The following is a 21,494-nucleotide window of genomic DNA, read 5'->3' on the forward strand; positions in this document are numbered from 1 at the left end:
CACGCTGATCACCGCTCCGTTCCGACCTTCCGCCCGCCGGGGCGACCGCCGATGAACGCGGGGCGCTCCGCATCCTCGTCAAGGGAGACATTGTGACCGACCACATCCTCGTCAACTTCCAGACCCTGCACCAGGCGTCCCAGGACGTGCAGACCTCGGCCAACAAGATCGACTCCATGCTGTCCGACCTGCGCAAGGAGGTCACCAAGATCTCCCAGGGCTGGCAGGGCCAGGCCCAGCAGGGCTACAACGCCCAGCAGACCAAGTGGGACGGCGCCGCCCGGGACCTGAAGGAGACCTGCGGCAAGATCTCCAGCTCGCTGGAGTCCGCCGCGCAGAGCTACCACGCGACCGAGAAGAAGAACGCCGGTCTCTGGCAGGGCTGATCGCAGGTTCCCGGACGGGAACGGCAGGGGCGGGTACCCGGATTCCGGGCACCCGCCCTTCGGCGCGCGGCACGGTACGCCGCGGCACGGGGTGGCGAACACGAGGGGTGGCAGGGTGTCCGGACGCGGGTTCCGTAGGACGGCCGCGGCGCTGGCCGCGCTCGTGGTGCTGGGCGGCCCGGCCGGCGCCCCGGCGTTCGCGGACGGCGGGCCCGGACTGGCCGCCGCCGGCGACTGCCCCAAGCCCGCGCCCGACGTGCCGACCGTGCCGTGGTCGCTGCAGCGGATACTGCTGGACGAGCTCTGGCAGGGCGGGAAGACCACCGGCGGCGGGGTGACGGTCGCCGTCATCGACACCGGGGTGGACGACACCAACCCCCAGCTGGCCGGCAAGGTCGACGCGGGCAACAGCCTGCTGTTCGACAAGCAGAACAACAAGCCGGTCGACGGCACCTCCAAGAACGACACGGTCGGCCACGGCACCAAGGTGGCCGGCATCATCGCCGCGGGCCGCAGCGACAGGACCGGCTTCGTCGGGCTGGCCCCCGACGCCAGGATCTACGCGATCCGGCAGAACGACAGTGAGGGCAACGGCGACGTCTCCAGCCTCACCAAGGCCATCAACGACGCGATCGACCACCACGTCAAGGTCATCAACATCTCGCAGGACGTGCGCGGAGCGGGGGACGCCCAGTTCGGCGGCTACGCGGACCTCAAGGCCGCCATCGACCGGGCCGAGCAGAGCAAGGTCGTGGTGGTCGCCTCCAGCGGCAACGACGGCAAGGAGGGCGACACCTACCCGGGCGCCTTCCCGACCGTGCTCGCCGTCGGCGCCTCCGACCGCAACAACGAGCGCGCCCCGTTCTCCCAGTACGGCTCCTTCGTGAAGGTCGCCGCGCCCGGCGTCGACATGCTCTCCACCGTGCCCGGCGGCGGCCAGTGCGTCGACAACGGCACCAGCTTCGCCGCCCCGTACGTCTCCGGGCTCGCCGCGCTGCTGATCGGCGCGCACCCCCTCTGGACGCCGGCCCAGGTGCGGGCGTGGATCGAGCAGTCCGCCCAGCGCACCGAGGCCGGCCCGAACCAGTTCATCGGCTGGGGCGTGGTGGATCCGGTCAAGGCCGTCACCAAGGCGCCCGAGAACCCGCCGTCCGCCCCCGCCCCGGACGCCCCGGTGCAGCTGGCCGCCGCCCCGATCGTGCCGCAGCCGGTCGGCATCGGCGAGACCCAGGCCGACCGCGACGGCCGCACCGCCACCTACGTGGTCGGTGTCGGCGCCCTGGTGGTGGCCCTGCTGATCGGCGGCGGCGTGGTGCTCCGCGACCGGCGCCGCGGGAAGAACCCGTGAGCCGCCTGTAACACCACGGCCGGTTCACCGCATCCATCAGGTGTCAGGGGCACACGGACGCGGGGGAGCGACGGGCGATGAGATGGATCGGTGGGGGCCGCGAGGCCAAGGACGCTGAGTTCCTGGAACTGGTCTCCAGTCGCACCGGCCACCTCTACCGCTCGGCCTGCCTGCTCACCAGCGGCGACACCCACTACGCCGAGGACCTCGTGCAGGAGGCCCTCAGCCGGATGTACGTGCTCTGGCGGCGCAGCGCCTTCACCGGCGGCCGGAACAGGATCGACAACCCGGCGGCCTACGCCCACACCGTGATGGTGCGCACCTTCCTCGCCCAGCAGCGCCGCCGCTCCAGCGGCGAGCGCCCGACCGAGGCCCTGCCGGAGCGGGAGGGGCACGACGCGGACAACAGTCTGCGGCTGACCCTGCTCGACGCGCTCGGGCGGATGCCGGCCAAGGACCGGGCGGTGCTGGTGCTGCGCTACTGGGAGGACCGCAGCGTCGAGGAGACCGCGGACGTGCTGCGGCTGTCCTCCGGCGCGGTCCGGACCAGGACGAGCCGGGCGCTGGCCCGGCTGCGCACCCTGCTCGGCGATTCGCTGGCCGAGCTCGCCGCCCGCTGAACGCCCCGCGCACCACCGCTGACCACTACTGGCACTTCCGCGACGCAAGGAGACGGTGATCCGCCATGTCCGAACCGGACAAGTTCGAAGACGATCTTCTCTTCGCCATCACCCGCACCGGTGAGGGCTTCCGCCCCGAGCAGGCCGACCAGGCCGGGCTGGTCGCGGGCGGCTACCAGCGCGGCCGCAGCCGCTGGCGCCGCCGGTCCACCGCCGCGGTGGTGGGCGGCGCCGCCGCGCTGGCGCTGGTGGGCACCGGGGCGGTCTACCTGACCGGCTCGGCCTCCTCCTCCGGTGACGGCACGGGCACGGTGACCGCCGCCGGGCCGGCCGCCGCACCCGCGGGTTCCGCCGCCGGGGGCTTCGGGGCCGGGGGCTCCGGGGCCGCGACGACCCCGGCCGCCGACGCCACGCCGTCCGCCAAGCCGATCACGGACGGCGAGATGCTGGCCACCTTCCAGGCCCTGCTGCCCCAGGGCCGGACCACCGACGGCAAGGGGTCCGGCACCGCCCAGCAGCCCGGCAAGCCGTGGGGCGGCGGCATCGCCGCGACCGCCTCGCTGGTCTTCGACGACGGCCAGGGCAAGGCCGCGATGGGCGTCTCGGTCGGCCGCCTGGCCCTGAACGACCCCAACCGGGCGCAGAACGCCTGCCCGAGCAAGAACACCGTCCCGTACGACGCCTGCACCGCCACCAGCCTGCCGGGCGGCGGCTCGCTGACCGTTCTCCAGGGCTACGAGTACCCGGACAAGCGGGCCACCACCAAGTGGTGGAACGCCAAGCTGATCGGCCAGGACGGCCGCCAGATCGAGCTGTCGGAGTGGAACTCCGCGGCCGAGAAGGACTCGCCGGACAGCCGCCCGAACCCGCCGCTGTCGCCGGAGCAGCTCAAGGCGATCGTCACCGACAAGTCCTGGGACGCGGTCGTCGCGGCCATCCCGGAGCCGAAGCCGGTCAAGCTGCCGGACACCTCGAAGGAGTACAGCGCCCAGGAGATCCTGGACCTCACCGCCAAGCTGCTGCCGGGCGGGCTGACCGAGTCGACCTCCCAGGCCGACGGCTTCGGCTACGCCAACTTCGTGCTCGACGACGGCCGGGGCAAGTCCCTGGTGCAGCTCAACGTCCAGGACTGGAGCCGCGACGACCAGACCAAGGCGGAGCTGTTCGCCGGCGCCCGGACGCTGCCGGACGGCACCAAGATGGTGATCCGCAACGGGAGCGACAAGCCGGGCGTGGGCATGTGGACCGTCGACACCCTGCACCCGGACGGCCTGCGGGTGGTGATCAGCTCGTTCAACAGCGGCACCCAGCAGGCCCCGGCGACCCGCAAGACGCCGGTGCTGACCAACGACCAGATGCAGGCGATCGCGGCCGCCCCGGTCTGGAAGCTGAAGAAGTAGCGGGCGGACGTACGGATGCGGCGGTGCCCCGGGCTGGGGGGAAGGCCCGGGGCACCGCCGTGTGGGGGTGGGGTGGGGGATCGGGGGTCAGCCCCGCTGGTCCTCGGGGAGGCTGATCACCCAGCGGGTGTCCTGCCGGGGGCGCAGGTAGAGCAGCCAGTAGAGGGTGGCGGCGGCGGTGATGCCGCCGGTCCACAGCAGGGGTTCGGCGTCGAGCTGGGTCATGACGTAGACCAGGACGACGATCAGCAGCGCGGGGACGGCCGGCCACAGCGGCATCCGCCAGGCGGCGGCGTGCTTGTGGTGGCCGCGGCGGGAGAGCAGCGAGGCGATGGCGACCAGCAGGTACATCGCGGTCACCGCGACGCCGGTGATGTTGCTGAGCAGCTCGCCCTTGACGAAGCAGAGCGCGGCGCCGGGCAGGCCGACCGCGAGGGTGGCGATCCACGGGGAGCCGAAGCGGCCGAGGGTGCCGAAGGCCTTGTTGACGGGCTCGGGCCAGGCCTTGTCGCGGGCGGAGGCGAACAGCACCCGGGAGTTCTGGATGACCATGACGATGCCGGCGTTGATGATGGCCAGCGCGATGCAGAGGCTGATGAAGGTGCCGACCGCGGAGTTGCTCCAGGCGGTGACCATGCCGGAGATGTCGCCGGAGGTCAGGGTCTGCAGGTCGGGGGCGCCCACGGTGATGGCGGCGACCGGGATCAGGATGATCGCGCTGGACAGGCCGAGGGTCCACAGCACGGTGCGGGAGACGGTGCGGCGGGGGTTCTCCAGCTCCTCGGAGAGGTAGACGGCGGTGGAGAAGCCCTGGGTGGCGAACAGGGCGATGCCCAGGGCGCCGATGATGGCGCCGATGCCGACCGGGCTGGCGGCGCCGCCGTCCGTGGAGACCAGGCCGTGCAGCAGACTGGGGTGCGCGGAGTTGGCGTGGGTGAAGCCGAGCACGGAGACCACGCCGGCCGCGATGACCTCCAGGACCAGGAAGATGCCGGTGATCCAGGCGTTGGCGCGCAGGTCGAGCAGACCGGCCAGGGTGGCGGCGAGCATCACGGCGGCGCCGGCGATCGGCTTGTCGACGTGCAGGACGGGCGCCAGGTAGTCGGCGGTGCCGAGGGCGATGACCGAGGGGACGATCATCACCACGATCAGCGACTGGATGAAGACCAGCCAGCCCGCGAGGCGCCCGGCCAGGGTGCCGACCATCGCGTACTCGCCGCCGGCGCTGGGGATCAGGGTGCCGAGCTCGGAGTAGCAGAACGCGACCGCGACGCAGAGCACCGAGCCGATGGCGATGGCCAGGGCGGTGGCGCTGCCGATGCTGGAGAACAGCTCCGGCACGATCACGAAGAGCGTCGACGCGGGGGTGACGCAGGACAGCGTGAGCAGGGTGCCGCCCACGACGCCGATCGAGCGCTTGAGCTGCTGGGGCGCTGCTGTTCCGTCCGCCGTGGCGGTGACGTTCTGTGGCGGGCGAAGCGTGTCGGTCATGTGGCTTCCGATCGGCTCTGTGCGGTCCTGGGATGGGAGCGGTATCGCCTCCGCTGGCTGGTTGCTCGGGTCCTGTTCGGTCGCTCCCAAGGCCGCAATGGAACCTTGGGCGTATTGATTGCGTCAACGCCGGAACTGCTTCGGAATCCGTTGCGGCGAACGACATAAACATGCGATCCGATGATCACTTACGGTCATCACGCTGGTTGTCCGACTTGTTACTTTGGCCACATCAAGCATGAATCAAAGGTGAACTGCACATTGCACGCCACCTTTCCAAGGCGATGCCTCGATGGGATGGCGATACGCCCAGGTGCCCCTGAGTCGCAGGGCAACTTCCGAGGTGGGTGCGGGAACCGCAGCCCCACGCCGGAAAGATCTAGGTAACGTTTCAGCACCTGGGACGACGAAGGGTCGGACTCCGCCGAGTCCGACCCCTTTCGATCACCGTCCGTAGCGAGTGGCCCGTCCCTGGCGAGCGGCCCGCCCGTGGCCAGCGGCCCATCTGCGCCCGGTCACTGCGCCGGCAGCCAGCCCGTCTGGACCATCTGCCCGTTGGTCGCGCGGCGGGACACGTAGACCCCGCGGCCCGGCGGCAGCGCCTGCGGCTTGACCGTCCCCAGCAGCGCGCCCTCGTCCCGGTTGCCGGACAGGATGACGCCCTGCCCGCCGAGCTCGCGCATCCGCTGCATCACCGGCTCGTACAGCGAGCGCCCGGCGCCGCCCGCGCTGCGGGCCACGATCACCCGCAGGCCGATGTCCCGGGCGAACGGCAGGAACTCGGCCAGCGGCGCCAGCGGGTTGCCCGAGCTGGTCGCGACCAGCTCGTAGTCGTCGACGATCACGAACATGTCCTTGCCGCTGTACCAGCTGCGGTTGCGCAGCTGCTCGGCGGTCACGTCCGGGCCGGGCAGGCGCCGGGCGCAGGCCCCGCGCAGCATGTCGACGATCGCCGTCATGGCCGGCTGTGCGGCCGCGTACTCCACCAGGAACTCCGGCGGGACGGTGCCCAGCAGGGCGCGCCGGTAGTCGCCGACCACGATGCCCGCCTGGTCCGGGGTGTAGCGCTCGGTGATCTGCTTGATCAGCATCCGCAGCACCGCCGACTTCCCGGACTCGGTGTCACCGAAGACGATGAACAGCGGGTCGGTCTCGAAGTTGACGAACACCGGTGCCAGCTCGGCCTCGTCCACGCCGAAGGACACGCCGCGCTCCGGGTGCTCGAAGCCCTTCGGCAGCGAGTGGCCGTCCAGGACGGCCGGCAGCATCCGCACCTGCGGGGCGCGCGGGCCGGTCCAGGCCCCGTCGACCGCGCCGACCAGCGCGGCGACGCCGTCCTGGAGGTCCTCCACCGAGGAGGAGCCGTCCAGTCGGGGCAGTCCGCCCAGGAAGTGCAGCCGCTCCGCGGTGATGCCGCGCCCGGCCAGCGGCGGGACGTTCTGCGCCACCCGGCGGTCCACCTCGGACTCCATCGCGTCACCGAGCTTCAGCTCGATGCGGTTCTGCAGCAGGTCCTTCAGCGCGGGGCGCACCTCCGCGTAGCGGGCCGCGGTGATCACCAGGTGGACGCCGTAGCCGAGGCCGCGCTGGGCGATGTCGCCGACCACCGGCTCCAGGCCCTCGAACTCCTGCTTGAAGGTGTTCCAGCCGTCGATCATCAGGAAGACGTCGCCGAAGGCCTCGTCGGGCAGTTGCCCGGCCGCCCGGCGGGCCCGGTAGGTGGTGATGGTGTCGATCCCGGCCGTCCGGAACAGCTCCTCGCGCCGGTTCATCACCGAGTGCACCTCGGAGACCATCCGGCGCACCTTGTCCACGTCCAGGCGCCCGGCCACCCCGCCGACGTGCGGCAGCCCGGTCAGTGACTGGAAGCTGCCCGCGCCGAAGTCCAGCAGGTAGAACTGCACCTCGCGCGGGGTGTGGGTGAGGCCGAAGGCGGCCGTCATGGTGCGCAGCACGGTGGACTTGCCCGAGCGCGGGCCGCCCACCACCAGGCCGTGGCCGGCCGCCCCGGAGAAGTCGACCTCCAGGATGTCGGTCTTCTGCTCGCGCGGCTTGTCCACGATGCCGATCGGCGCCCGCAGCCGGCCGCCCGGGTAGCCCGGTGCGGTCAGCCCGCGCTCCGGGACGACCTGCAGCGGCGGCAGCAGGTGGTCGATGCTCGGCGCCTCGTCCAGCGGCGGCAGCCACACCTGGTGCGCGGCCGGGCCCTGGCCGGTCATCCGCTGGACGAAGACGTCCAGCACGGTGTCCACCAGCGCGTCGTCCTGTTCCGGGGCCTGCGGCGCCTCCTCCTCCACCGGCTCCGGCGGCAGGTCCACGAAGGCCGAGGTGAACTCCACCGGCCGGGCGTTCACCCGCCGGCCGCCGGTCGAGCGCTGCTGCCCCGGCGCCCGGTACGGCCCCGAGACGTACGCGGCCTTGAACCGGTCCATCACGTCCTCGCCGAACTTCAGGTAGCCCACGCCCGGCACCGGCGGCAGGTGGTACGCGTCCGGCACGCCGATCGCGGCCCGCGACTCGGCGGCCGAGAAGGTGCGCAGACCGATCCGGTACGAGAGGTAGGTGTCCAGGCCGCGCAGCTTGCCCTCCTCCAGGCGCTGCGAGGCCAGCAGCAGGTGCACGCCCAGGGAGCGGCCGATCCGGCCGATCTGGATGAACATCTCGATGAAGTCGGGCTTGGCGGTGAGGAGTTCGGAGAACTCGTCGATGATCAGCACCAGTGAGGGCAGCGGGTCCAGCGCCGCGCCGGCCGCCCGGGCCCGCTCGTACTCGTGGATGTTGGCGTAGTTGCCGGAGCGGTGCAGCAGCTCCTGGCGGCGGTGCAGCTCGCCCTCGATCGCGTCGCGCATGCGGTCGACCAGGGTGAGCTCGCCCTCCAGGTTGGTGATCACCGCGGAGGTGTGCGGCATGTCCGCCATGCCCAGGAAGGTCGCGCCGCCCTTGAAGTCGGCGAGCACGAAGTTCAGCGTCTCCGAGGAGTGGGTCATCGCCAGCGCGAGCACCAGCGTGCGCAGCAGCTCCGACTTGCCGGAGCCGGTCGCGCCCACGCACAGGCCGTGCGGGCCCATGCCCTCCAGCGCGGCCTCCTTGATGTCCAGGTAGACGTGCTCGCCGTTGGCGCCGACGCCGATCGGCACCCGCATCCGCTCGTGCTGGGCGCGCGGGCGCCAGCTGCGGGCCACGTCGAAGGAGCCCGGGTCGCCGGAGTTCATCATGTCGGTGAAGTCCAGGTTGGACAGCAGCGGCTCGTCGTCACCGCCGGCCGAGGCCCGGTACGGCGCCAGCTGCCGCGCCAGCGCCTCGGACTGCCACTGCGAGAGCAGGTCCGGCTTGCCGCTGTAGGTCGCCCCGGAGGCCGAACGCAGCACCAGCTCCTGCGGGTTGACCGTCACCATCAGGTGTCCGCTCGGCTCGTCCACCTCGCCCGGGACGACCTCGATCACGGTCACCCCCTGCACGCCCTCGGGGCTCGCCAGCACCGAGTCGTGCGGCACCCCGGCGCCGTCCATGATCACCACCAGGTGCGGCTGGTCCGCGGCGGGCGCCGCGTCCCGGACGAAGCGCTGGCGGCCGGACAGCTCGTCCTGGAGCAGGAACTCCAGGTCGCCCAGGTCGGTGGCGTTCAGCCGGCGCGAGCCCGCGCCGTCGCTCTCCTTGCGGTGCTGGTTGTGCGGGAGCCACTTGGTCCAGTCCCACTCCTCGGCCGCGCCGGGCGCCGCGGCGACCGCGACCAGCAGATCGTCCGGCGAGTGCAGGGTGGTCAGTTGGGCGATCATCGCGCGCACGTTGCCGTACACCGAGTCGGGGTCCCCGCACACCGTGATGTGGTAGAAGGCCCGCAGCGAGACCGCCAGCGGCAGGTCCTGCAGGGTGCCGTGGGCCTTCAGGAAAGAGTGCATCGCGGCCGCCGACAGCGGCTCCAGCTCGTCCATCGGCGCGGTCTGCGGTGCCACCAGCGGGGTGGACAGCTGCACCGGCCCGAGGCCCACCCGGATCTGCGCGAAGTCGCCGTCGGCCGTACGCCGTTCCCACAGCCGCCGGCCGTCCTCGACGATCGACCACAGCTGGTCCGGCGCCGGGTTCAGGAACAGCAGCGCGCCGCGCTGGCTCTCCGCCGTGCGGCGCACCTGGCGGCGGGTCTGCTGCAGGTACTTGAGGTAGTCGCGGCGCTCGTCCGCCATCGCGGTCGAGCCGCCCTTGCGGGCCCGCACGATCTGGGCCAGCACCATGCCGACCGTCGAGGCGATCATCAGACCGCCCATGATCTTCATCGGGGCGGCCGCACCGGGCGAGAAGAAGAACACCGCCGAGCCGCCCATGCCGAGCATCGGCAGGACGCTCATCAGCCAGTCCTCGCCGCCGTGTCGGGGCAGCTCGGGCGGGCTGATCAGCTCCACCGGCTCGTCCGGCACGGTCGGCGGGTAGGCCCTGGCCGGTCGCTTGACCATGATCACACCCATGTGCCATCCACCCCGCGGCGTCGATCGATCACTTCGGCATCAGCCCTCACGCGACTGCGCCGGTCCGGTACGGATTCCCGTGGCTGAGGACGCCCCACCCAGCGCAGCCCCCGTACCACCGTGCGCAGGCGCCCGATACTAACGGTCGGCCCCCGCACCGCCCGCCCGGCCCCGCCCCGCGTCGGCACCGGGCCCCGCCCGCGGCGACGGAGGGCACGAACCGAGCGGGTAGGGTAACGCCGCGCCAACTCGCGGCCCGGCCGGGCCGGTTCCACAGCCACACCGCGCGCCGCCGTGCCGCGGCACCGTCAATACAGGGGGAGCGCCCAGTGCGTCGAAGGATCGAGGTGTCGTCGTGAGTGAGCGGAGCGAGCTCACCACCGAAAGGTGCGTGTGGGCGAGTGCCCCTGCCGAGCGCGGCGAGGTGGCCGCATGAGCGCGACCGCCGCCACGGGCTACTGCCGGGTGACCGTCGTCGCCCCGGACCGCCGGATCGATGTCGCCCTGCCCGAGGACGTCGCCCTCGCCGACGTCTACCCCGAGGTGCTGCGCCTGGCCAAGCAGAGCCAGCCCGACGGCACCCCCACCGGCTTCCACCTGGTCCGCCGCGACGGCACCGTGCTCGACAGCAGCCTGTCGCTGGCCGCCCAGCAGGTCCGCGACGGCGACCTGCTGGCGCTGCGCCCCTTCGCCGAGTCGCTGCCGCCGGCCGTCTACGACGACGTCGCCGACGCCATCGCCAGCGCCGTCGAGGCCGACCGCCGGTTCTGGACCGTCGACCTGATGCGCGGCTTCGGCCTGATCGGCGCCGGGGTGCTGCTCACCCTGCTCGGCTTCGCGCTCTGGTTCTCCGACCTGCGCCACGACATGCACAGCCTGCCCGGCGTGCTGGCCGGCGTCGCCGCCGTCGTGCTCACCGCGCTCGCCGGGGTGCGCGCCCGGGTCTACCAGGACCCCCACGCCGCGGTCGCGCTCGGCCTCGGCGCCCTGCCGCACGCCATGATCGCCGGCAGCGGCGTCATCGCCGTCGCCCATCCGTGGGACGGCCCCGGCCGGCTGCAGTTCCTGACCGGCTGCGTCACCGTCCTGGTGATCGCCGTGCTGCTGGCCGGACTGCTGCCGGAGAAGGACGCGGTGTTCGTCGCCGCCGCCTTCGTCGCCACCGCCGGCTCGCTCGCCACCTTCACCGCCGTACTGATGCCCGACACCCCGGCCGGGAACATCGCCGCCGTCACCGGCGTCGCCGCGGTCGCCGCGGTCGGCTTCCTGCCCGGCCTCTCCGCCCGCTTCGCCCGGCTGCCGGTCGGCTTCAGCGCCCCCGGCCAGACCCGCACCCGCAGCCGCGACTACGACGAGGAGGCCGAGCGCGCCGAGGCCGTCGAGTACGAGCGGATCGCCCACCAGGCCCGCCGCGGCCACGAGGTGCTGGTCGGCCTGGTCGGCGGCTGCGCCGCGGTCGTGGTCGGCGCCTGCGCCGTCCTCTCCTTCACCGACCGGACCTTCCCGGAGCTGCTGGCGCTCACCCTGGGCATCGCGACCATGCTGCGCGCCCGGCTGTTCCGCTACACCGCCCAGGTCCTCAGCCTCACCGTCGCCGGGCTGCTCGGCCTGTGCCTGCTGATCGTCGGGCTGTCCCTGCACACCCCGGCGTTCATCCTGCGGGCGGCCGGCTCCGGCACCGAGCTGGACCTGCGCACGATCTGGCTGGCCACCTCCATCGCCTTCGGCGCCGCGCTGCTCACCGCGATCGCGCTGGTGGTGCCCCGGCTCGGCGTCTCCCCGTTCTGGGGCCGCATCCTGGACCTGGTGGACAGCCTCACCCTGATCTCACTGGTCCCGCTGGCGCTCGCCGTCCTGAACGTCTACCGGTTGGTCCGCGGCGCCACCGGCTGACCGCCGCCGACCAGTGCCGCCCCACCCGTCGCCCGGACGGGTGGGGCGGCACTGGTACGCTTGGCCTCCGAGTGCGGCAGTGTGTCCGCCCCTCACGGGTAGCAGACCGCAGGACGCGCTCACGACACCGAGTTCTCACAGAGTCCTGTGCAGTCGACCAGGACCGCTCGGTAGACCTTGAAGGAGTTGCAGTGGCTCTCGCCTCTGACGTCAAGAAGCAGATCTTCGCCGAGTTCGGCCAGAAGGAGGGCGACACCGGTTCCCCCGAGGTCCAGGTGGCCATGCTCTCCCGCCGCATCTCGGACCTGACCGAGCACCTCAAGTTCCACAAGCACGACCACCACTCGCGTCGTGGCCTGCTGATCCTGGTCGGCCAGCGCCGCCGCCTCCTGCAGTACCTGGCCAAGAAGGACATCGAGCGCTTCCGTACGCTCGTCGACCGTCTGGGCATCCGCCGCGGTGCCGCCGGTGGCGCCCGCTAAGACCGCCGCTCGGGGCGGCTCCCCACACCGGGGAGCCGCCCCTCGCGCGTATGCCGCGGCGGTTCGACCGCGGCACCGTGACATAACAACTCGCGCGCACCTCCCCAGGTGGCCGAGGATTGCACCGTAGGGTTGTGGGCATGCCGGGTGATGGCGCAGCAGCGCGCCACCCGGGCAGACAGCCCGAACCCCCCGCGGGACGAAGGCTTCAAACGGAAGCCGCCCGCATCCGAGAGAGCGTCCAGACGCGGACCGCCCGTCCCGGCCCGGCAGTCGTGAGGCGCCGGTCCTCGGTAGTGGCCCCCGGAACCCCCGCAGCCGAGCGGGGCACCCCGGAGGCTTCGATCGAAGACCGGCCCGACTGCCGCCCTCCCTGGCAAGAGGGCCCCGGAGCCAACACGAGGCACTGCGCGGGGACGCTTTCCCGGAGACGTACGAAAGAGGAGATCTTCCAGGTGGAAGAGAACGTGTTCTACGCCGAGGCCGTGATCGACAACGGTTCCTTCGGCACCCGTACCATCCGCTTCGAGACCGGCCGCCTGGCCCGTCAGGCCGCCGGCTCCGCCGTGGCCTACCTGGACGACGACACCATGGTGCTGTCGGCCACCAGCGCCTCCAAGCAGCCGAAGGAGCACTTCGACTTCTTCCCGCTGACGGTGGACGTCGAGGAGCGGATGTACGCCGCGGGCCGCATCCCCGGCTCGTTCTTCCGTCGTGAGGGCCGGCCCTCCGAGGACGCGATCCTCACCTGCCGCCTGATCGACCGCCCGCTGCGCCCGTCCTTCGTCAAGGGCCTGCGCAACGAGGTCCAGGTCGTCTGCACCGTCATGGCGCTCAACCCCGACCACCTGTACGACGTGGTCGCGATCAACGCCGCCTCCGCCTCCACCCAGCTGGCGGGCCTGCCGTTCTCCGGCCCGATCGGTGGCGTCCGCGTCGCGCTGATCAACGGCCAGTGGGTCGCCTTCCCGACCCACAGCGAGCTGGAGTCGGCCGTCTTCGACATGGTCGTCGCCGGTCGCGTCCTGCCGGACGGCGACGTCGCGATCATGATGGTCGAGGCCGAGGCCACCGACAAGACCATCAAGCTGGTCGAGGGCGGCGCCGAGGCGCCGACCGAGGAGGTCGTGGCCGCCGGTCTCGACGCCTCCAAGCCCTTCATCAAGGTGCTGTGCGCCGCGCAGGCGCAGCTGGCCGCCCAGGCCGCCAAGCCGACCGCCGAGTTCCCGGTCTTCCTGGACTACCAGGACGACGTCCTCGCCGCGCTGACCAGCGCGGTCAAGGACGAGCTGGCCCAGGCCCTCACCATCCCGGGCAAGCAGGAGCGCAACACCGAGCTGGACCGCGTCAAGGCCGTCGCGGCCGAGAAGCTGCTCCCCGAGTTCGAGGGGCGCGAGAAGGAGATCAGCGCCGCCTACAACGCGCTGACCAAGAAGATCGTCCGCGAGCGCGTCATCAAGGACAAGGTCCGCATGGACGGCCGCGGTGTCACCGACATCCGCACCCTGGCCGCCGAGGTCGAGGCCATCCCGCGCGTCCACGGCTCGGCCCTGTTCGAGCGCGGCGAGACCCAGATCCTGGGCGTCACCACGCTGAACATGCTCCGGATGGAGCAGCAGCTCGACACGCTCTCCCCGGAGACGCGTCGCCGCTACATGCACAACTACAACTTCCCGCCGTACTCGGTCGGCGAGACCGGCCGCGTGGGCGCCCCCAAGCGCCGCGAGATCGGCCACGGCGCCCTGGCCGAGCGCGCCATCCTCCCGGTCCTGCCGACCCGCGAGGAGTTCCCGTACGCCATCCGCCAGGTCTCCGAGGCGCTCGGCTCCAACGGCTCCACCTCGATGGGCTCGGTCTGCGCCTCGACCATGTCGCTGCTGAACGCCGGTGTGCCGCTGAAGGCCGCCGTCGCCGGCATCGCCATGGGCCTGATCTCGCAGGAGATCGACGGTGAGACCCACTACGTCGCGCTGACCGACATCCTGGGCGCCGAGGACGCGTACGGCGACATGGACTTCAAGGTCGCCGGTACCCGCAACTTCATCACCGCGCTGCAGCTCGACACCAAGCTGAACGGCATCCCGGCCTCCGTGCTGGCCGCCGCGCTGAAGCAGGCCAAGGACGCGCGCCTGCACATCCTCGACGTGATGAACGAGGCCATCGACTCGCCCGACGAGATGTCCCCGAACGCGCCGCGCATCATCACCATCAAGATCCCGGTGGACAAGATCGGCGAGGTCATCGGCCCCAAGGGCAAGATGATCAACCAGATCCAGGAGGACACCGGCGCCGAGATCACGATCGAGGACGACGGCACCATCTACATCGGTGCCTCCGACGGCCCGGCCGCCGAGGCCGCCCGCACCACGATCAACCAGATCGCCAACCCGACCATGCCGGAGGTCGGCGAGCGCTACCTGGGCACCGTGGTCAAGACCACGACGTTCGGCGCGTTCGTCTCGCTCATGCCGGGCAAGGACGGCCTGCTGCACATCTCGCAGATCCGCAAGCTGGCCGGCGGCAAGCGCGTGGAGAACGTCGAGGACGTCCTCGGCGTCGGCGCCAAGGTGCAGGTCGAGATCGCCGAGATCGACCCGCGCGGCAAGCTCTCGCTGATCCCGGTCATCGAGGGCGAGGAAGGCGGCGAGGCCGCTTCCGAGTGAAGCGCCGCTAGCTGACCCTTGCGGCCCGTACGCCTCCCGGCGTGCGGGCCGCACCCTGTTGTCCACGCGTTCGTCCGTACGTGCCATTCCACGTGCGTTTCCTCTGGAGGTACCCACCGTGGCCCAGGCCCCGGCGGTAAAGCAGCGTCCCGGCACCACCCGGACCCTGCTCAAGGGCGTCGACGGCGCCGGCACGGTGCGCCGCTCCGTCCTGCCCGGCGGCCTGCGGGTCGTCACCGAGACCCTGCCGACGGTGCGCTCCGCGACCTTCGGCATCTGGGTCGGCGTCGGCTCGCGGGACGAGACCCCGCAGCTCAACGGCGCCACCCACTACCTGGAGCACCTGCTCTTCAAGGGCACCGAGCGGCGCAGCGCGCTGGACATCTCGGCGGCCCTGGACGCGGTCGGCGGCGAGATGAACGCCTTCACCGCGAAGGAGAACACCTGCTACTACGCCCGGGTCCTGGACACCGACCTGCCGCTGGCCATCGACGTGGTCTGCGACATGCTGACCGGCTCGCTGATCCGCTCCGAGGACGTCGACGCCGAACGCGGCGTCATCCTCGAGGAGATGGCGATGGCCGAGGACGACCCGGGTGACGTCGTCCACGACCTGTTCGCCAAGGTGATCTTCGGCAGCGGCCCGCTCGGCCGTCCGATCCTCGGCACCCAGGAGACCATCAAGGCGCTCACCCGGGAGCAGATCGCGGGCTTCTACCACCGCCGCTACCGCCCGGAGAACCTGGTCGTCGCCGCGGCCGGCAACCTGGACCACCGCAAGGTCGTCAAGCAGGTGCAGGAGGCCTTCGCCCCGGTGCTGGCCCGCTCCACCGCGGCGCCCGCCGAGGCCCGCCGCGGCGTCAAGGCGCTGCGCACCACCGGCAAGGTCGAGGTGCTCAACCGCTCCACCGAGCAGGCCCACCTGGTGCTGGGCGTGCCCGGGGTGCCCCGGCACGACGAGCGCCGTTGGGCGATGGGCGTGCTCAACGCGGCCCTGGGCGGCGGGATGAGCTCCCGGCTGTTCCAGGAGGTCCGGGAGAAGCGCGGCCTGGCGTACTCGGTCTACTCGTACTCCTCCTCCTACGCGGACAGCGGCCTGTTCGGCATCTACGCCGGCTGCCAGCCCAAGCGGGTCGAGGAGGTGTTGCGGATCTGCCGCGACGAGCTGGCCAAGGTGGTCGCCGAGGGCATCACCGAGGAGGAGCTGCAGCGCGCGATCGGGCAGATCTCCGGCTCCACCGTGCTCGGCATGGAGGACACCGGCTCGCTGATGAACCGGATCGGCAAGGCCGAACTCAGCTACGGGCACCACCTGTCGGTGGACGACATGCTGGAGCGGATCGCGGCGGTGACCCTGGAGGACGTGCACGCGGTGGCCCGTGATGTGCTGGGCGCGTACCGGCCGTCGCTGGCGCTGATCGGTCCGGTCAACGACAAGCGGGCCGCCCGGCTCGCCGATCTGCTGGCCTGAGATTGCCTTCCCGGAGAGGAATGTCGCTATGACGCTGCGTGTCGCCGTGATCGGTGCCAACGGACGGATCGGCTCGGAGGCGGTCAAGGCCGTCGAGGCCGCGCCGGACCTGGAGCTGGTGGCCACGCTCGGCCGCGGCTCGAAGCTGGCGGAGCTCACCGAGGCCGGGGCCCAGGTGGCCGTCGAACTCACCCACCCGGACTCGGTGATGGGCAACCTCGACTACTGCGTCCACCACGGCATCCACGTGGTCACCGGTACGACCGGCTGGGACGACCAGCGGCTGGCCGAGCTGGAGGGCTGGCTCGTCCCGGCCGAGGCCACCGGCCGTCCGCCGCTGCCCGTCGGCGTCCTGATCGCGCCCAACTTCTCCATCGGCGCCATCCTCGGCATGAAGTTCTCCCAGATGGCGGCGAAGTACTTCGAGTCGGTCGAGGTGGTCGAACTGCACCACGACCGCAAGGCCGACGCCCCCAGCGGCACCGCCACCCGCACCGCCCAGCTGATCGCCGCGGCCCGCGCCGAGGCCGGCCGCCCGAAGCAGCAGGACCCGACCACCCACAGCCTGCCCGGCGCGCGCGGCGCCGACGTGGACGGGGTGCCGGTGCACGCCGTACGGCTGCGCGGCCTGCTGGCCCACCAGCAGGTGATGTTCGGCGACACCGGCGAGACGCTCACCATCCGGCACGACTCGCTGCACCACAGCAGCTTCATGCCGGGCATCCTGCTGGGCGTGCGCAAGGTCGTCGAGACGCCGGGGCTGACCTTCGGCCTCGAACACTTCCTGGACCTGTGACTCCGTTGAATTCCAGGAGCGCGAAATGACCTCCCGTACCGGTTTCTTCGTCCTGTCCGGCGTGCTGCTGCTGGTCGCCCTCGTCTGCGTGGGGGAGGGCGTCCAGCTGGTCGCCACCGGAAAGCCGCTCGGCATCGGCATCGGCCTGTGCGCCTTCGTGATCCCGGTGATCGGCGTCTGGTTCCTGCGCCAGACCGTCCGCTTCGGCCGGGCCAGCGAGGAGCTTGCCCGCGAACTGGAGGCCGAGGGCGGCCTGCCGGTGGACGAGCTGAAGCGCACCGTCGGCGGGCGGATCGACCGGGCCTCGGCCGACGCGGTGTTCGCCCGCCGCCAGGCCGAGGCGGAGGCCGAACCGGGCGACTGGCGGGTGTGGTTCCGCCTCGCCGTGGCCTACGCCGACGCCGGCGACACCCCGCGCGCCCGCAAGACCATGCAGCACGCCATCAAGCTGCACAGCACCGAACCCGCAAGGAGTAACGCGTGAGCGACGAACCGACGGCCCCCAGCTTCCGCAGCGACGTGACGGTGGAGCTGGTCCGCAGCGCCGCCGCGGACTCGGACGTCATCTGGGCGGCCCGGGTGTCGACTGCGGGCGAGCAGTCCCTGGAGGCGCTCCAGCAGGACCCGGAGAAGTCCAAGGGCCTGATCAACTTCCTGATGCGCGACCGGCACGGCACGCCCTTCGAGCACAACTCGATGACCTTCTTCATCAGCGCGCCGATCTTCGTGTTCCGCGAGTTCCACCGGCACCGCAGCGGCTGGTCGTACAACGAGGAGTCCGGCCGCTACCGCGAGCTGGAGCCGGTCTTCTACGTCCCGGCCGAGGACCGCAAGCTGGTCCAGCAGGGCCGCCCCGGCAAGTACGAGTTCCACCAGGGCACCCCGGAGCAGCACGGGACCACGACCGCGGCCATGGAGGCCTCGTACCGCGAGTCCTACGCCCGCTACCAGGAGATGCTGGCGGCCGGCGTGGCCCGCGAGGTCGCCCGCGCGGTGCTGCCGGTCGGCCTGTTCTCCTCGATGTACGCGACCTGCAACGCGCGCTCGCTGATGCACTTCCTCTCGCTGCGCACCCGGCGGGAGAACTCGGCGGTGCCGTCGTTCCCGCAGCGCGAGATCGAGATGGTCGCGGAGCAGATGGAGGAGCAGTGGGCCCGGCTCATGCCACTCACCCATGCGGCTTTCGAGAAGCACGGCCGAGTCGCCCCCTGACCTGGGACGACAGGCATATGGGCAGAGTGTCTGGCATGTCTGGATTGCGGCTTTTCTAGCCGCTCCCTACATTCGTGACCACGGATTCCGGTGCTGCCCGAACCCCCGAGCGGGCAGCACCGGAATCCCATCTCCCCGCCCCGACCTGCTCCACCTGTCCGAACCATGGACCGGCATGGGTACCGCCCCACCGCCTACGAGTAGCTTTGGACGCATGGCTCCGACCTCCACCCCCCAGACGCCGTTCGGCCGGGTGCTGACCGCGATGGTCACCCCGTTCACCGCCGACGGCGCACTCGACATCGACGGCGCCCAGCGCCTCGCCACGCACCTCGTCGACTCCGGGAACGACGGCCTCGTCGTCAACGGCACCACCGGTGAGTCCCCGACCACCAGCGACGCCGAGAAGGCCCAGCTCGTCCGCGCCGTGGTGGAGGCGGTCGGGGACCGGGCCCACGTGGTGGCCGGGGTCGGCACCAACGACACCCACCACAGCGTCGAGCTGGCCCGGCAGGCGGAGGCCGCCGGGGCGCACGGCCTGCTGGTCGTCACGCCGTACTACAACAAGCCCCCGCAGGAGGGCCTGTACCGGCACTTCACGCAGGTCGCCGACGCCACCGGCCTGCCGGTCATGGCGTACGACATCCCGGGCCGCAGCGGGGTCGCGCTGAGTCACGAGACCCTGGTCCGGCTCGGCGAGCACCCGCGGATCGTGGCCAACAAGGACGCCAAGGGCGACCTCGGCGCCGCGGCCTGGGCGATCGCCCGCTCCGACCTCGCCTGGTACTCCGGCGACGACATCCTCAACCTGCCGCTGCTGTCCGTCGGAGCCGTCGGCGTGGTCAGCGTCGTCGGGCACGTGGTGGCCGGTGAGCTGAAGTCGATGATCGAGGCCTACCTGAGCGGCGATGTGGCCAAGGCCACCGCGATCCACCAGGGCCTGCTGCCGGTGTTCACCGGTATGTTCCGCACCCAGGGCGTGATCCTCACCAAGGCCGCGCTGGACCTCCGGGGCCTGCCGGCCGGTCCGCTGCGACTGCCGCTGGTCGGCGCGACGCCCGAGGAGATCGACCGATTGAAGCAGGATCTCGCCGCCGGCGGGGTACACCTGTAGGCAGACACAGACGTGCGCGCCCCGGCTCGCCGGACCCACCCGGGTCCGCCGCTGGACCGGACCGAAGGCGCGAGAGCACAGACCCAGTAGGAAAACGACACTGAGTACGCACGCCATATGTCTCCAGGGGGAGGACCCCAGGCATATGGCGTGCGTCGTGAGGAGAGTCTTTTGAGCCACCCGCATCCCGAACTCGGCGCACCCCCGGCCCTGAAGGAGGGCGCCCTCCGCATCACTCCGCTCGGCGGTCTCGGTGAGATCGGCCGCAACATGACGGTCCTCGAGTACGGCGGCCGCATCCTGATCATCGACTGCGGTGTCCTCTTCCCCGAGGACGAGCAGCCCGGCGTCGACCTGATCCTCCCGGACTTCAGCTACATCCGGGACCGCCTCGACAAGGTCGACGGCATCGTCCTCACCCACGGGCACGAGGACCACATCGGCGCCGTCCCCTTCCTCCTGCGGGAGAACCCGGACATCCCGCTGATCGGTTCGAAGCTGACCCTCGCCCTGATCGAGGCGAAGCTCGCCGAGCACCGCATCCGGCCGTACGTGCTGGAGGTGAAGGAGGGCGAGCGCGAGCGCATCGGCCCCTTCGACTGCGAGTTCATCGCGGTCAACCACTCCATCCCGGACGCCCTCGCCGTGGCCGTCCGCACGCCCGCCGGCATGGTCGTGGCCACCGGTGACTTCAAGATGGACCAGCTGCCGCTGGACGGCCGCCTCACCGACCTGCCCACCTTCGCCAAGCTGGCCGAGGAGGGCATGGACCTGCTGCTGGTGGACTCCACCAACGCCGAGGTCCCCGGCTTCATCCCGCACGAGCGGGACATCTCAGCCGCGCTGCGAAACGTTTTCGCGAACGCCGACAAGCGCATCATCGTCGCCTCCTTCGCCAGCCACGTGCACCGCATCCAGCAGGTGCTGGACGCCGCGCACGAGTACAAGCGCAAGGTCGCCTTCGTCGGCCGCTCGATGGTCCGCAACATGGGCATCGCCCGCGACCTGGGCTACCTGAAGGTCCCCGGCAACATGGTCGTCGACGTCAAGCAGCTCGACGACCTGCCGGACAAGGAGGTCGTGCTGATCTGCACCGGCTCCCAGGGCGAGCCGATGGCGGCACTGTCCCGGATGGCCAACCGCGACCACCAGATCCGCATCGTCGAGGGCGACACCGTCGTCCTGGCGTCCTCGCTCATCCCGGGCAACGAGAACGCCGTCTACCGCGTCATCAACGGCCTGACCCGCTGGGGCGCCAAGGTCGTGCACAAGGGCAACGCCAAGGTGCACGTCTCCGGCCACGCCTCGGCCGGTGAGCTGCTGTACTTCTTCAACATCTGCAAGCCGCGCAACCTGATGCCGGTCCACGGCGAGTGGCGCCACCTGCGGGCAGCCGCCGAGCTCGGCATCGCGACCGGCATTCCGCGCAACCGCGTGGTCATCGCCGAGGACGGCGTCTGCGTCGACCTGGAGAAGGGCGTCGCCCGGATCGTCGGCAAGGTGCAGGCCGGTTACGTCTACGTGGACGGCGCCTCGGTCGGCGACATCACCGAGGCCTCGCTCAAGGACCGCAAGATCCTCGGCGAGGAGGGCTTCATCTCGGTCTTCGTCGCGGTCGACTCGACCAACGGCAAGATCGTCGGGCGCCCGACCATCCAGGCCCGCGGCTCCGGCATCGACGACAACGCCTTCGTGCCGGTCGTCGCCAAGCTCCAGGAGGCCCTGGACCGCTCGGCGAGCGACGGCGTGCTGGAGCCCCGCCAGGTGCAGCAGCTCGTCCGTCGGACCATCGGCAAGTGGGTCGCGGACAACTACCGCCGCCGGCCGATGATCCTGCCGGTCGTCGTCGAGGTCTGAGTTCGGCCCTGAGCCTCGTCGCCGAGGCCCGTCCTGACCTGCTGAGGCTGGTTTGACGTGGGGCGACCCGGTGCGTAATGTTCTCCGGGTTGCCCCACGGGACGAGCCCCAAGGTAGTCCTCGAATACGAATGCGAATTCGAGAACGGCCGGGAAAACGGACCGAGAAACTCTGGTAGAGTTCGGGAGCGCCGAAAGGCGAAAGCCAAATCGGATGAATGAAACTCCGGAAAACGGAGCGGAAAACATCTGATAAGCTGGAAACACGAAAGAACGAAGCGCCCGGAGGGCCCGCTGGAAGG

At 71.2% G+C, this 21,494-nt stretch carries 15 protein-coding genes; 13 read left to right on the forward strand and 2 right to left on the reverse strand.

Going from position 1 to position 21,494, the window contains the following annotated elements:
- Positions 1-92: 92 nt before the first annotated feature.
- The 4 genes from ACZ47G_RS38395 (at position 93) to ACZ47G_RS38410 (ending at position 3,754) form a co-directional block, all read left to right on the forward strand.
- Positions 93-386 (forward strand): WXG100 family type VII secretion target, encoded by a 294-nt coding sequence (locus ACZ47G_RS38395; protein ID WP_465750952.1) that lies wholly within the window; start codon positions 93-95, stop codon positions 384-386.
- Between the two features lie 115 nt (positions 387-501).
- A complete protein-coding gene (mycP, locus tag ACZ47G_RS38400) occupies positions 502-1,734 on the forward strand; it encodes a type VII secretion-associated serine protease mycosin (protein ID WP_465750954.1) in 1,233 nt (410 codons plus the stop codon).
- 77 nt (positions 1,735-1,811) lie between these two features.
- A complete protein-coding gene (locus tag ACZ47G_RS38405; RefSeq protein WP_465750955.1) occupies positions 1,812-2,354 on the forward strand; it encodes a SigE family RNA polymerase sigma factor in 543 nt (180 codons plus the stop codon).
- Positions 2,355-2,419: 65 nt separating this feature from the next.
- A complete protein-coding gene (locus tag ACZ47G_RS38410) occupies positions 2,420-3,754 on the forward strand; it encodes a hypothetical protein (protein WP_465750957.1) in 1,335 nt (444 codons plus the stop codon).
- 87 nt (positions 3,755-3,841) lie between these two features.
- Here the strand turns inward: ACZ47G_RS38410 and ACZ47G_RS38415 are convergent, their stop codons facing one another.
- A complete protein-coding gene (locus tag ACZ47G_RS38415; RefSeq protein ID WP_465750959.1) occupies positions 3,842-5,245 on the reverse strand; it encodes an APC family permease in 1,404 nt (467 codons plus the stop codon).
- Between the two features lie 515 nt (positions 5,246-5,760).
- Positions 5,761-9,705, reverse strand: a complete 3,945-nt coding sequence (gene eccCa, locus ACZ47G_RS38420; protein ID WP_465750961.1) for a type VII secretion protein EccCa — start codon at positions 9,703-9,705, stop codon at positions 5,761-5,763.
- Between the two features lie 432 nt (positions 9,706-10,137).
- Here eccCa and eccD point away from each other — a divergent pair, with 432 nt between their 5' ends.
- The 9 genes from eccD to ACZ47G_RS38465 all read left to right on the forward strand — a co-directional run bounded on the left by eccD (position 10,138) and on the right by ACZ47G_RS38465 (position 21,193).
- A complete protein-coding gene (eccD, locus tag ACZ47G_RS38425; RefSeq protein ID WP_465750963.1) occupies positions 10,138-11,598 on the forward strand; it encodes a type VII secretion integral membrane protein EccD in 1,461 nt (486 codons plus the stop codon).
- Between the two features lie 191 nt (positions 11,599-11,789).
- Entirely contained in the window at positions 11,790-12,080 is a 291-nt protein-coding gene (gene rpsO / locus ACZ47G_RS38430; protein WP_188302791.1) for a 30S ribosomal protein S15, read from the forward strand.
- Between the two features lie 455 nt (positions 12,081-12,535).
- On the forward strand, positions 12,536-14,743 hold the full coding sequence (locus ACZ47G_RS38435; protein WP_380460468.1) for a polyribonucleotide nucleotidyltransferase: 2,208 nt from the start codon (positions 12,536-12,538) through the stop codon (positions 14,741-14,743).
- 118 nt (positions 14,744-14,861) lie between these two features.
- Positions 14,862-16,214 (forward strand): M16 family metallopeptidase, encoded by a 1,353-nt coding sequence (locus ACZ47G_RS38440; protein ID WP_465750966.1) that lies wholly within the window; start codon positions 14,862-14,864, stop codon positions 16,212-16,214.
- Positions 16,215-16,242: 28 nt separating this feature from the next.
- The gene (gene dapB / locus ACZ47G_RS38445) at positions 16,243-17,010 is read left to right on the forward strand and encodes a 4-hydroxy-tetrahydrodipicolinate reductase (protein ID WP_465750968.1); all 768 of its coding nucleotides are present in this window, start codon (positions 16,243-16,245) and stop codon (positions 17,008-17,010) included.
- A gap of 25 nt (positions 17,011-17,035) precedes the next feature.
- Positions 17,036-17,494 (forward strand): tetratricopeptide repeat protein, encoded by a 459-nt coding sequence (locus ACZ47G_RS38450; RefSeq protein WP_465750970.1) that lies wholly within the window; start codon positions 17,036-17,038, stop codon positions 17,492-17,494.
- The gene (gene thyX / locus ACZ47G_RS38455; RefSeq protein ID WP_465750972.1) at positions 17,491-18,222 is read left to right on the forward strand and encodes an FAD-dependent thymidylate synthase; all 732 of its coding nucleotides are present in this window, start codon (positions 17,491-17,493) and stop codon (positions 18,220-18,222) included. The genes ACZ47G_RS38450 and thyX overlap by 4 nt, the downstream gene beginning before the upstream one ends.
- A 214-nt stretch (positions 18,223-18,436) precedes the next feature.
- A complete protein-coding gene (gene dapA, locus ACZ47G_RS38460) occupies positions 18,437-19,336 on the forward strand; it encodes a 4-hydroxy-tetrahydrodipicolinate synthase (protein ID WP_380460458.1) in 900 nt (299 codons plus the stop codon).
- A gap of 171 nt (positions 19,337-19,507) precedes the next feature.
- Complete coding sequence (locus tag ACZ47G_RS38465) at positions 19,508-21,193, forward strand: ribonuclease J (protein WP_380460456.1); 1,686 nt, start codon at positions 19,508-19,510, stop codon at positions 21,191-21,193.
- Positions 21,194-21,494 lie beyond the last annotated feature (301 nt).

The organism is Kitasatospora sp. NPDC030952, from assembly GCF_055571335.1.